We start from the raw sequence: 13,220 nt of genomic DNA on the forward strand, positions 1-13,220 counted from the left end.
TCACAACTTTTGCCTTATTATTAGCGAAAATAGTGGCGAAAAAGTGTCTATAGCTCAAATTATAAACAAAGATCAACAGACCCTAATATATCACTTTACAACTGATCACCGAATTGTTTTAATCTGCATATTTAGTTCTTGCTATTCTTATCTGCCTGAGGTTTTCTGCTATGGGTATTTATACCTACATTTGCTTTCTCTCTGCACTCTCTATTTTAATCGGCTTTATCACCAGTAAAATCAGTGATCGGATCCAGTCCACTATTGCGATCAGCGCAGCAGCGATGGTGGGGTCGTTGATTCTTCTGGTGAGCGGAAAGCTCGGTTGGTTTAGTATTGAAAATATTGCCACTGGAGTTATGCAACAAATTGATTTTAAAAGTTTTTTATTAAATGGGATTTTAGGATTCCTGCTCTTTGCCGGTGCATTGGGGATTAAATTACCGATTTTAAAAGACCAGAAATGGGAAATCACGATTTTTGCCCTTTTCTCTACCTTGGCATCCACTTTTATCATCGGTGGGTTCATCTACTTTGCTGCATTGTTGATCGGGTTACCGATCAGCTTTATCTATTGTGTGCTGTTTGGTGCGTTGATCTCACCGACCGACCCGATTGCGGTGCTGGCGATCATCAAAAATTTGCGTGCACCGAAACGCTTGTCAATGCAAGTGGAAGGGGAGTCACTGTTCAATGATGGGGTTGGTTTAGTCATTTTCGTGACCATTTTTACCGTGGCATTTGGTGGAGCTGAACCTACTTTCGGTGGTATTTTTGAACTGTTTATGCACGAAGCCATTGGCGGTATTATTTTCGGTTTTATTCTCGGTTTGGTCGCACATTGGCTGATCTCCGCCACCGATGACGGTAGCATGGAGATTCTGTTGACATTAACCATTCCAACCGCCGGCTTTATTTTGGCCAATGCAATGGGGGTTTCCGGTGCATTGGCTATGGTGGTTGCTGGGATTATGATCGGCAACTGGACGCGTAATAAAGGTTTTTCAGAACAGAGCCAGCGCTATTTGGATCATTTTTGGGAGATGATCGATCACTTCCTGAACTCGTTGTTATTCTTGTTGATCGGTTTGGCATTGCTGCTGATTAATATCTCTTGGCAGAGCTTCTTGCTGATGTTGTTGGCAATTCCAATCTGTCTGGCGGCACGTTATCTTAGCCTGTGGGTTCCTTATGTGGCACTAAGCCGTTTTAGAACCTACAATCCTTACACCTTGAAAATTATGACATGGGGTGGTTTGCGTGGTGGTTTGGCGCTTGCAATGGCGTTGTCGATTCCGGCGCAAACGGCGATGATTGGCGAAACGCAGTTAGATGTACGTGATGTGATTTTGGTGATGACCTATGCGGTGGTGATGTTCTCGATTCTGGTGCAAGGCTTGACAATTGAAAAAATGATTCAGCAAGCCAAAAAAGTAGACCCTAACAAAGAGGATTACTTGCGCCCGACCGCAGAAACTAAGGCACGCAAAAACGATGATCTAAACGCCTATTTGTCTAAATAACGTTATGTCAGAGCAAAATATCAGTGAAAATTTGACACCGCCACGTTTTGTCCACTTGCAGGTGCACAGCGATTTTTCGATGATTGACGGTTTAGCGAAAGTTAAACCGCTGATCAAAGCTTGTGCTGCTGAGCAAATGGTGGCAATGGCATTGACCGATTTCAGTAATTTTTGTGGCTTGGTGCGTTTTTATGGAGAAGCGTTGTCCAATGGGGTTAAGCCGATTATCGGGGTTGATGTGCTTGTGCAGCGCGAACCCGAAAGTGAACCTTTTGCGTTAACGTTGCTGGCAAAAAATAATCTGGGCTATAAAAATATTACCCTGCTGATTTCCCAAGCCTACCAGCGTGGCTACATGGAAAAGCCAACTATCGATCAAGCGTGGTTGGTGGAACACCGTGAAGGTGTGATTATTCTCTCCGGTGGGCGCAATGGTGATGTGGGTAAATACCTGCTGAAACAGCAACTCGATAATGCCAAAACCGCACTTGCGTTTTATCAGCAATATTTTCCTGATCACTACTACTTAAGTCTGACCCGAACCGGACGTGCGGATGAGGAAAATTACATCCAAGCGGCGATAGCCTTAGCGCAAGAGATGGATCTGCCGGTGGTTGCCACCAATGAAGTCTGCTTTTTAACAGCAGAAGATTTTGAAGCGCATGAAATTCGGGTAGCCATTCATGACAGTTTTACCTTAGACGATCCGAAACGTCCGCAATTATACAGTGAACAACAATATTTCCGTTCGGAACAGGAGATGTGTGAACTGTTTGCGGATATTCCAACCGCCATTGAAAATACCTTACTGATTGCTCAACGTTGTAACGTCAAGATTAACTTGGGCGAATATTTTTTACCACAATTTCCGACCGGTGAACTAAGCACTGAAAATTATTTGGTCAAACGCGCTGAAGAGGGGTTGGAGCAGCGGTTGCTGACGCTGTTTCCCGATCCTGAAGTGCGGTTGCAGCGGCGTGCCGAATATGACGAACGGTTAAAAATAGAGCTGGATGTGATCAATCAGATGGGCTTTCCAGGCTACTTCTTGATTGTGATGGAGTTTATCCAATGGTCGAAAGACAACGATATTCCGGTCGGACCGGGACGAGGCTCCGGCGCCGGTTCATTGGTGGCTTATGCTCTCAAAATCACCGACTTAGATCCGTTGGCATTTGACCTGCTGTTTGAACGTTTTCTTAATCCTGAACGGGTTTCGATGCCGGATTTCGACGTGGATTTCTGCATGGACGGGCGCGATCGGGTGATTGAGCACGTTGCCGAAATGTATGGACGTGGTGCGGTTTCGCAGATTATCACCTTTGGAACGATGGCGGCAAAAGCGGTTATCCGCGATGTCGGGCGAGCGTTGAGCCACCCTTACGGTTTTGTCGACCGAATCGCCAAACTGATTCCTCCAACACCAGGCATGACCTTGGCAAAAGCGTTTGCCGAAGAGCCGATGTTAGACCAGATTTATAACAGTGATGAAGAGGTGAAAGCGCTGATCGATATGGCGCGTAAGCTGGAAGGCGTGACCCGTAATGCCGGAAAACACGCCGGTGGTGTGGTGATTTCCCCGACCTTAATCACCGATTTCTCGCCGCTGTATTGCGATCCGGAAGGGCTGCATCCGGTTACTCATTTCGATAAAAATGATGTGGAATATGCCGGTTTAGTCAAATTTGACTTTTTGGGCTTGCGTACCTTAACCATCATCAAATGGGCAGTTGATATGATCAATCCCCGTTTGCAGAAAGAGGGCAAAGCCCCGATCGATATTGATCGCATTCCGCTGGATGACCAGAAAGCTTTCGACGTGTTGCTGAAAGCCGAAACCACGGCGGTATTCCAGTTGGAATCGCGCGGTATGAAAGATTTGATCAAGCGCCTGAAACCGGACTGCTTTGAGGATATTATCGCCTTGGTGGCGCTATTCCGTCCCGGTCCGTTACAATCGGGCATGGTGGACAACTTTATCCGACGTAAACACGGCGATGAGGAGATCTCTTATCCCGATGCCGAATATCAGCACCAATCACTCAAGCCGATTTTAGAACCGACCTACGGCATTATTTTGTATCAAGAGCAAGTAATGCAAATTGCACAGGTGCTTGCCGGCTATACTCTGGGCGGTGCAGATTTATTGCGTCGCGCGATGGGTAAAAAACAGCCGGAGGAGATGGCAAAACAACGCTCGGTTTTTAAAGAGGGATCGATCAATAATAATGTTGACGGCGATCTGTCGATGAAGATTTTCGACTTGGTGGAAAAATTTGCCGGTTACGGTTTCAACAAATCCCACTCGGCGGCGTATGCGTTGGTGTCTTATCAAACCTTATGGCTGAAAGCGCATTATCCGGCGGAGTTTATGGCAGCGGTGATGACTTCTGAGATGGACAATACCGATAAAATTGTTGGGCTTTATGATGAATGCCTGCGGATGGGATTGACCGTAACACCGCCGGATATTAATAACGGCAACCACCGTTTCAGTGTTAATGAAAAAGGCGAAATTGTTTACGGTATTGGCGCGATTAAAGGGGTGGGAGAAGGCCCGATCACGGCAATCATTGAAGCCCGTGAACAAGGCGGTCGCTTTAAAGATCTGTTTGATTTGTGCGCGCGAGTCGATTTGAAAAAAATTAACCGCCGCACTTTTGACAGTTTGATTTTGTCCGGTGCGTTTGACAAATTAGGGCCGCACCGTGCGGCATTGGCTAAAAATTTACAGGATGCGCTGAAAGCCTCTGATCAACACGCCAAAGATGAAGCGATGGGGCAAGCGGATATGTTCGGTGTGCTGACTGCTGCACCGGAAGCGGTCGAAACAGCTTATGCCAACACCCCAAAATGGTCGGAAAAAACCATTTTGGACGGTGAGCGTGAAACCTTGGGGCTGTATCTAAGCAGCCACCCGATCAGCCGTTATTTAAAAGAGCTGTCACATTACAGCTCACATCGTATTAATGAACTCCAGCCAAATCGCCGTGGGCAAATCAGCACAGCGTGTGGTTTGATTGTGAATTCACGGATCGCCGTCACCAAAAAAGGTAACCGTTTAGGCATTATCACGCTAGATGACCGCTCTGGGCGCTTAGATGCCACTCTATTTAGTGATGCTTTACAAAACTACGGCGAATATTTGGAGAAAGACCAAATTGTGATCATCAGTGGGCAGGTCAGCCATGATGATTTCACCCAAGGGTTGAAAATGAATGTGCGTGAGTTGCTGCCACTGGATCAAGCCCGTAGCCGTTACGCCAAAAGTTTGGCGATTTGCCTGACACAAGAGCAAATTACACCGCACTTTGTACGCCGTTTTAAAGAAATTATCAGTCCGTATAGCGGCGGTGTTATGCCGCTGCATATTTATTATCAAAGCCCGCAAGGCAGAGCGTTGCTGAGACTAGGCACACAGTGGCGGGTGCAGCCACACGATGATTTGCTCGACCAACTCACTGAAATGCTGGGCGAAAACCAGGTTGAATTGGAATTTGAATAGCCAAATATAATTAGCTTAGGAAAATAAAATTTAGCCATCAGCGCAGAAATAGCTTAAAATACCGAGCGAGTAAAATTAAAATATTTTTATTGACGAATCAGGAATACGCATGAATCATGAATTTTTAGATTTTGAACTACCGATTGCCGAGCTGGAAGCAAAGATTGAGTCGCTGCGCACTGTTACTCAACAGGATGACAAAATCAATCTGGATGATGAAATCAAACGCTTGCGTAAAAAAAGCCAAGAGTTGACCAAGAAAACCTTTGCCAACCTCGATCCGTGGCAGGTGTCCAAAATGGCACGCCACCCACAGCGTCCTTATACGCTGGATTACATCCAACAGATTTTTACGGATTTTGAAGAGCTTGCCGGTGATCGTGCATTTGCCGATGACAAGGCGATTGTCGGCGGTATTGCTCGTTTGGAAGGCAAACCGGTGATGATTATCGGACACCAGAAAGGGCGTACGGTAAAAGAAAAAGTCAAGCGCAATTTTGGTATGCCGGCACCGGAAGGTTACCGCAAAGCGCTGCGTTTAATGCAACTTGCCGAGCGTTTCAACATGCCGATCATCACCTTTATCGACACACCGGGGGCGTATCCGGGTGTGGGCGCCGAAGAGCGTGGGCAATCGGAAGCAATCGCTCGTAATTTGCGTGAAATGTCGATGTTGAAAGTGCCGGTGATCTGCACCGTGATCGGCGAAGGCGGATCCGGTGGGGCGTTGGCAATTGGCGTTGGTGATAAAGTCAATATGCTGCAATACAGCACATATTCTGTCATTTCACCGGAAGGCTGTGCCTCTATTTTGTGGAAGAGCGCCGACAAAGCGCCACTCGCTGCAGAAGCGATGGGGATTACGGCAAAACGCTTGCTGGAACTGAAACTGATCGACAATATTATTGACGAACCGTTAGGCGGCGCCCATCGTGATGTACCATTAATGGCAGAGAAATTAAAACAACGGCTGTTAAGTGACTTATGTGATCTGGAAGTATTAGATCAACAATCATTATTAGATCGCCGCTATCAGCGACTAATGGGTTACGGGTATTGTTAACTCCGGTCATTTTCTGATAAAAAAGTAGGGGGATTAATCCCCCTACAATGATAAGCCAGCCTATCCTCGTTATCCATAAACCCTATTTATCTTTTCTCTTTACTTACCAAAGGTTATCCAATGAAAAACGTTTTATCTATTCAATCCCATGTGGTATACGGTTATGCTGGCAATAAAGCGGCAGTGTTGCCGATGCAATTATTGGGCATTGATGTTTGGCCGTTAAACACGGTGCAATTTTCCAACCACACCCAATATCAAAAATGGAAAGGAATGGTGATTCCGAAAGAGCAAATCGCTGAAATCACTCAAGGCATTGCTGAAATTGATGCGCTGCACGAGTGTGATGCGGTACTCTCCGGTTATATTGGGGCAGCGGAGCAGGGGCAGGAAATTTTAAATACGGTCAAACGGATTAAAGCGTTGAATCCGAATGCGTTGTATTTTTGCGATCCGGTGATGGGGCATCCTGACAAGGGCTGTATTGTTGCGCCGGGTGTGGCGGAATTTTTGGTGGAACACGCGTTGCCGGCGGCTGATTTATTGGCACCCAACTTGGTTGAATTGCGTGAATTAACCGGTTTAACCGTTGAAAATTTTGAACAGGCAATCGAAGCGATTAAATTTCTGTTGGCAAAAGGGGTGAAAAAAGTGTTGGTGAAGCACTTGAGCAAAGTCGGTAAAGATGCCAGCCAGTTAGAAATGGTGTTGGCAACTCAAGATGGAATTTGGCATATCAGTCGTCCGCTGCACGAATTTGTCGGTCGTGATCCGGTCGGGGTTGGCGATTTGACCAGCGGCGTATTTTTGGCAAATTTGTTAAACGGCAAATCGGACGTAGAGGCGTTTGAACACACGGCTAATGCGGTAAACGATGTGATGAGCGTGACCCAACAATGTGGCAAATACGAATTACAAATCGTCGCAGCACGCCAGCTGATTATGCAGCCGCAAAGTCAGTATAAAGCGGTGAAAATTGCTTAGTTTCTCAAATTAGCGTCTCAATTTTTCAGGGTGGCAATCCGCCCATTGTTTTTATTCTTTTAATCCGCAATGATTTCTGCAAAGGCGGTGCTTATGCTTGATCTTCTTTCTCAATTACACCGCACTTTGCAGCAGCATCGGCTGACACAAGCTTCTTTTTTGTTGGCGTATAGCGGTGGGTTGGATTCGACCGCACTTTTATCGCTTTTCGCTCGACTGAAATCACAACAGCCACAGATCCAGCTACGCGCGATTCATGTTCATCACGGCTTAAGCCCGAATGCCGATCATTGGGTGCAGCATTGTCAGCAACAATGCGCACAACTACAAATTCCACTGCTCATCGAAAAAGTGCGGTTGGCGGAGAACAGTAACCTTGAACAAGCGGCGCGAAATGCTCGCTATCAGATGTTTAAACAGCATCTGCAAGCTGATGAACTGTTGGTTACCGCCCATCATTTGAATGATCAAAGCGAAACCTTGTTGCTGGCGTTAAAACGTGGCAGCGGCGTGAAGGGGTTAGCCGCTATGCAAGTGCGGTCTGTATTGTGGCAAATGCCGATTTTTCGCCCGTTGTTGGCGATGTCTAGAATGCAATTGCAGCAATATGTACAACAGCAACAGCTACACTGGATTGAAGATGAAAGCAATCAGGATAACCGCTATGATCGCAATTTTTTGCGTCATCAAATTCTGCCGGCATTACGCCAACGCTGGGCGCAAATCGACAGCACCTTACAGCGTTCGGCACAACACTGTTTTGAACAACAGCAGTTGCTAGAAGAGCTGTTATTACCACTGTTTCAACAACACTATCGGGCTGCTGACCACACTTTTGATCTGAACGGCTTTGTTGATTATTCTCGATATAAACAACAGTTTTTATTGCGCCTTTGGCTGGAAGAAAGTGCATTGATGATACCGTCGCAGTCGCAACTTACCCAGTTGATTGAAAATGTGGTGTTGGCTCAAACCGACAAACAGCCGCAATTGCAGTTGGCGGATAGTGTGATTCGCCGCTATCAACAGCGACTGTATCTTACGGCTATTTATCAGGATATCACTGATTGTGTGATCACTCCGCATTTTGATCAGCCGATTGCGCTGCCGGATAATTTGGGAACGCTGGTTTTTCAGCGGCAAGCGGAACAGCTATGTGTGCTTTGGCAACAGGCGGGGCAGCAGCGCCGCTACTGTGTGGCAAAACCAGCTGCGAACCAACTGATTCAAATCCGCTTTGCTTATTCGGGCAAAGTGCGGTTGGCAGCAAATCGTCCCAATACCGATATCAAAAAAATCTGGCAGCAGTATGGCATTCCGCCGTGGCAACGGCAGCGCACGCCGTTGCTGTTTTATGCCGACAAGTTGATTGCTGCCTTGGGCGTATTCTCGACGGTCTAAGCGGTGTGGTCAGAAGGCAGCTGCGCTTCGATCAGCGTTGCTAACAGCTCAATATGTTCATCGCTGGCATTCAGTGCCGGAATATATTGGTAGCGTTCGCCGCCGTTATCTAGAAAAATTTCGCGATTTTCTTCTTCAATTTCTTCTATGGTTTCTAAACAGTCTACCGCAAAGCCAGGGCAGACTATTGCCAGCGCTTTTTGCCCGTTTTGTGCCAGTTGTTGCAAGGTTTCATCGGTATAGGGTTGCAGCCATGGCTCTTTGCCGAAGCGTGACTGGAAAGTCACTTGCCATTGGCTTGGCGTTAATTCCAATGTATTCGCCACTAAAAGTGCGGTTTGGTGGCAATGCTCGGCATAGCAATCCCCCTCTTGCTGATAACGTTCTGGGATACCATGAAATGAGAAAATCAGTAGTTCATCCGATTGCAATTTAGGGCGAATGCTGTTTGCCAAGGCTTGGATATATAACGGATGTTGATGGTAATGATGAATAAAGGCAATTTCAGGCATCGCTCGGTGGGATTTTAATGCGTGGGCAAACGCATCAAATACACTGGCAGTGGTGGTGCTGCTGTATTGCGGGTAGAGCGGCAGCACGATAATTTTTTGCACTTGTTGTGCAATTAAGCGGTCGACCGCACTTTGCATTGACGGCTCGCCGTAGGTCATCGCCAGTTCAATAATCAAGTTCGGCTGGCGTGCGGTAAAATAGTGCTGTAGCTTTTGCACCTGTTCACGTCCAATCGCCAGCAACGGTGAACCTTGTTCGGTCCAGATCGCTTGATACAGCTTGGCAACTCGCGGCGCACGTCTAGGTAAAATGAAGGCATTTAAAATCACTGACCATTGTAGGCGAGGTAGATCAATGACTCTTGGATCAGACAAAAATTGTTTCAGATAATGTTTGACTGCTGCTGTGGTAGGGGCTGACGGCGTGCCTAGATTGACCAGTAGCACCCCGATTTTATTTTTCATTATGATCTTTTCCTTTTTGTATTAGGGTCTGTTTATTGACTACAGCCAAGTTTAAGCGTGCGCTACAGCATAGTTGCTGTTGTTCATCACGCAGATCAATTTGCCACACCTGCGTGCTGCGCCCCAATCTGGCGGGGGTGGCTCTAGCGGTGACGGTGTTGCCTTTTTTCACTGGACGCAGATGGCTGGCATTGATTTCGGTGCCGACCACCAAAAAATTGTCATCCACACAACAAAATCCGGCAAGCGAAGCAACCGTTTCCGCTAACAGCGCAGAAACACCGCCGTGCAAATAGCCCATCGGCTGGCAGCTGCGTTCATCGACTGTCAGTTGCGCTTCCAGCCAGTTTTCCCCTTGTGCGCTGAAACGGATGCCCAAATGGCTGACCGCACTTTGCTGACAAAATTGGTCTAGCTGTTGTAATGATAACGTTTTTTTCCACATATTGTATGATTCCGAGTGTTTTATTGCCTATTAATTTAATAGTGATAGCAGCGCTTGTAACGGATGTTGCGGCTGCCAGCCCTCCATTCGCTTCACTTGGCTGCGGCAAGAGTAGCCGGTCGCCAAGCAGAATTTTGCATCGTATTTTGTCAGTTTTTGTTGCCAAGAGAGCTGATAAATCTCTTGCGACATGGTCAAATGTTGGCTTTCGTGACCGAATGTACCTGCCATGCCGCAACAGCCGACGGTTTCGCTGACTAGCGTTTGTCCAAAACGAGTAAAAATGTGTTGCCACTGCTTCGGACTATTTGGCATGGCAGTGGCTTCGGTGCAATGCGGAAACAGATACCAAGTGCGGTTTTCGCTGTTTTTGGTTGCAATCGCACAGTCGAGTTGGCTTGAATCAAGCTGTTGCACTAGCCATTCGTGGGCAGTCAACACATGGAAATCATTTTGTTGTTGCAGCACTTGTGGATACTCCTCGCGATAGGACAACACAATTGCCGGGTCAACTCCAACCAGCGGCAGATTGAGTTTGTTTAAACGGCTTAAAAATTCCGCCTGCATACGTGCGGTTTTGGCAAAACGCTGCAAAAAGCCTTTGATATGTTGTGCTTTTCCATTTGGCTTAAACGGCAACAGCACCGGTTTGAAACCCAATTTTTGGCTGAGCTGAATAAAATCGGCCACCACTTTGGCATCGTAATACGAGGTGAATGGGTCTTGTACGATCAACAACATCTTCGCTTTTTCGGCAGTGGACAGTCTTTCCAACTGCTCCAATGAGTAGCCCTGATAACCGATTTCGACCAATTGTTGTTGCAATGATGGCGAACTGAGGCTGGGCAAATCGACCATGCCGATGGCTTTTTCTGCCAGATAGCCACTGAGTTTGGCGGTGGTAAAAAAATTAAAAAAGCGAGGTGCTTTTGCCATCAGTGGCGCAGCATATTCCACATTGGCGACCACATAATCTTTCAACGGGCGCAAATAGCGAGCGTGATAAAAATGGTTGAATTGTGCGCGGAAACTCGGCACATCGATTTTAATCGGGCATTGGCTGGCGCAGGCTTTGCATGCCAAACAAGTATCCATTGCCGTTTTGACTTCGTGAGAAAAATCATATTCGCCCTGTTTTTTACGCCAGGTATTGTGTACTTTGGCAACAAAATCACGCAATTTGACCGGCTGTGCTTGGCGAAAATCCAACTGCTCCGGGCTAATCTGTTGTTCGCTTAACAAACGCAGCCATTCACGCACCAATGCCGCGCGTCCTTTTGGCGAAAAAGTGCGGTCGGCGCTGACTTTCATGGACGGACACATGGTGCTGTGCACATCAAAATTGAAACACAGTCCATTGCCGTTGCAGTTGAGTGCGCCTTGATACTCTTCACGTAGGCGCAGCGGAATCTGGCGGTCGAAATCGGCACGCATTTGGGCGGTGATCGGATAAAGTGCGGTTTCACAGCCTAACGGGGTACAAATTTTTCCCGGATTCAGGCGGTTGTTTGGATCAAATAACTGCTTGATATAGCGCAGTTCTTGCCACAATTTTTCGCCAAAAAAACGTTCGCCGTAACCGGAACGCATACCTTTACCGTGTTCACCCCAAATCAAGCCGCCGTATTTAGCCGTCAGCTCTACCACCTGATCGGAAATAGTTTTGAACAGTTTAACTTGTTGCGGATCGCATAAATCCAATGCCGGGCGGACATGCAAAACGCCAGTATCGACATGACCGAACATGCCATATTGTAAGCCATGTTGATCAAGTAAGTCGCGGAATTCGCTGATGTAATCAGCCAAATGTTGTGGTGGCACGCAGGTGTCTTCAACAAAAGGAATCGGTTTAGCCGCGCCTTTGCTGTTGCCAAGCAAACCGACCGCTTTTTTTCGCATGGCATAAATTTTCAAAATGGAAGGGAGATCACTGCAAATTTGATAGCCGATGATACCGTCTTGTTGGGTACGAATTCGCTCGTCCAAAATCTGACATAGGGCGCTGACCCGTTTTTCAACGGCTTTTTCTAGGTTTCCGGCGAATTCAACGATATTTAAACCCAGAATCGGGTTATCGGCATTTTCACTCAATAGCTCGCTGACTGAATGCCAGATGATATCTTGTTTTGCCAGATTGAGTACGCTGGAATCGACGGTTTCGACCGACAGTGCGTTGGCTTGCAGCATCAATGGCGCATTACGCAACGCCGCATCAAAGGTATTATATTTAATATTGATTAAAGTGCGGTATTTCGGAATGGGCAATAAGTTAAGTTTTGCTTCGCAAATAAATGCCAGCGAACCTTCCGATCCGGTCAAAATACGACTCAGATTAAAACGGCTGAGATCATCGTTAAAGACGTTTTTTAAATCATAACCGGTTAAGAAACGGTTGAGCTGCGGTATCTCATTTAGAATAGTGCTGCGGTTTTGTTTGCAACGTTGATAAACTTGCTGGTGCAGTTGGCGCATTGGCTTTGGCAGTGGCAGTGGCAGGCTATCTTGTTCCAGTGCCGTACTTGCAAAGCCATCGGTTTCTAATATTTGACCGTCAACCAAGACAGATTTTAATGCAAGAACGTGATCTGAGGTTTTGCCGTATTGCAACGAGCCTTGCCCGGAGGCATCGGTATTGATCATTCCACCAATGGTCGCGCGATTGCTGGTGGAAAGTTCCGGCGCAAAAAACAGTCCGAATGGTTGCAGATATTGATTTAACTGATCTTTTACCACACCAGATTGCACCCGCACCCAGCGTTGTTCTGGATTAAATTCCAGAATTTGATTCATATGGCGTGAAAGATCAACAATAATATTGTTATTCAGTGCTTGTCCGTTGGTGCCGGTACCACCACCACGCGGGGTAAATGTTAGCGCTGAAAATTCATCTTGTTGTGCCAATTTGGTTAAACGCACGATATCGGCTACGCTTTTGGGAAACAAAATGGCTTGCGGCAACTGCTGATAGACGCTGTTATCCGTCGCAAGACTTAAACGTGCTGAATAACTGGACTCGATATCACCTTCGAAGTTTTGTTGGCGCAGAGCGGCCAGATAGTTTGCTGTGCTATCATTTAAGCGAGGAACGGTGTGCAAGCGGGGTATCATGATTGGTATCCGAGTTTAAGTAATCATTAAGCAATTAAGTTTGTATTAATATAGCATAATTAAAATCTGAAAAAGGGGAGAAAAAAGGCAAAAATATAAAAAATTAATCAATTGAATTGCCCAAAAAAATGTTATTGATGTAACGAAATTGTTTGTTTTTTAGTAAATTTGATTAAAAATTACTCTAAATTTGAGATTATTAATCTAATTAGGT

8 protein-coding genes are annotated in these 13,220 nt (G+C 46.4%); 5 read left to right on the forward strand and 3 right to left on the reverse strand.

The window, feature by feature from the left end; all coding sequences use genetic code 11:
• The first annotated feature begins 170 nt into the window (after positions 1 to 170).
• From FHQ23_RS11860 to tilS, 5 genes are all read left to right on the forward strand, one after another.
• Positions 171 to 1,523 carry a cation:proton antiporter gene (locus FHQ23_RS11860; RefSeq protein WP_139614503.1) on the forward strand — a complete coding sequence of 451 codons (1,353 nt, stop codon included), beginning with the start codon at positions 171 to 173 and terminating at the stop codon, positions 1,521 to 1,523.
• Between the two features lie 31 nt (positions 1,524 to 1,554).
• A complete protein-coding gene (gene dnaE, locus FHQ23_RS11865) occupies positions 1,555 to 5,028 on the forward strand; it encodes a DNA polymerase III subunit alpha (protein ID WP_139614510.1) in 3,474 nt (1,157 codons plus the stop codon).
• Between the two features lie 109 nt (positions 5,029 to 5,137).
• Complete coding sequence (gene accA / locus FHQ23_RS11870) at positions 5,138 to 6,091, forward strand: acetyl-CoA carboxylase carboxyl transferase subunit alpha (protein WP_139614504.1); 954 nt, start codon at positions 5,138 to 5,140, stop codon at positions 6,089 to 6,091.
• 120 nt (positions 6,092 to 6,211) lie between these two features.
• On the forward strand, positions 6,212 to 7,075 hold the full coding sequence (gene pdxY, locus FHQ23_RS11875) for a pyridoxal kinase PdxY (protein WP_139614505.1): 864 nt from the start codon (positions 6,212 to 6,214) through the stop codon (positions 7,073 to 7,075).
• A 93-nt stretch (positions 7,076 to 7,168) separates the two neighbouring features.
• Positions 7,169 to 8,476 carry a tRNA lysidine(34) synthetase TilS gene (gene tilS / locus FHQ23_RS11880; RefSeq protein ID WP_267963713.1) on the forward strand — a complete coding sequence of 436 codons (1,308 nt, stop codon included), beginning with the start codon at positions 7,169 to 7,171 and terminating at the stop codon, positions 8,474 to 8,476.
• Here tilS and hemH read toward each other — a convergent pair.
• From hemH to ydiJ, 3 genes are read right to left on the reverse strand one after another with little or no spacing between them, the layout of a single operon-like run.
• Positions 8,473 to 9,456 (reverse strand): ferrochelatase, encoded by a 984-nt coding sequence (gene hemH / locus FHQ23_RS11885; protein WP_139614507.1) that lies wholly within the window; start codon positions 9,454 to 9,456, stop codon positions 8,473 to 8,475. The two genes, tilS and hemH, sit on opposite strands and share 4 nt — an antisense overlap.
• On the reverse strand, positions 9,443 to 9,898 hold the full coding sequence (locus FHQ23_RS11890; RefSeq protein WP_139614508.1) for a PaaI family thioesterase: 456 nt from the start codon (positions 9,896 to 9,898) through the stop codon (positions 9,443 to 9,445). The genes hemH and FHQ23_RS11890 overlap by 14 nt, the downstream gene beginning before the upstream one ends.
• A 30-nt stretch (positions 9,899 to 9,928) precedes the next feature.
• Positions 9,929 to 13,006, reverse strand: a complete 3,078-nt coding sequence (gene ydiJ, locus FHQ23_RS11895; RefSeq protein WP_139614509.1) for a D-2-hydroxyglutarate dehydrogenase YdiJ — start codon at positions 13,004 to 13,006, stop codon at positions 9,929 to 9,931.
• Positions 13,007 to 13,220: the final 214 nt, after the last annotated feature.

Origin of the sequence: Testudinibacter crocodili (assembly GCF_006228025.1) — a bacterium.
Classification (GTDB): domain Bacteria; phylum Pseudomonadota; class Gammaproteobacteria; order Enterobacterales; family Pasteurellaceae; genus Chelonobacter.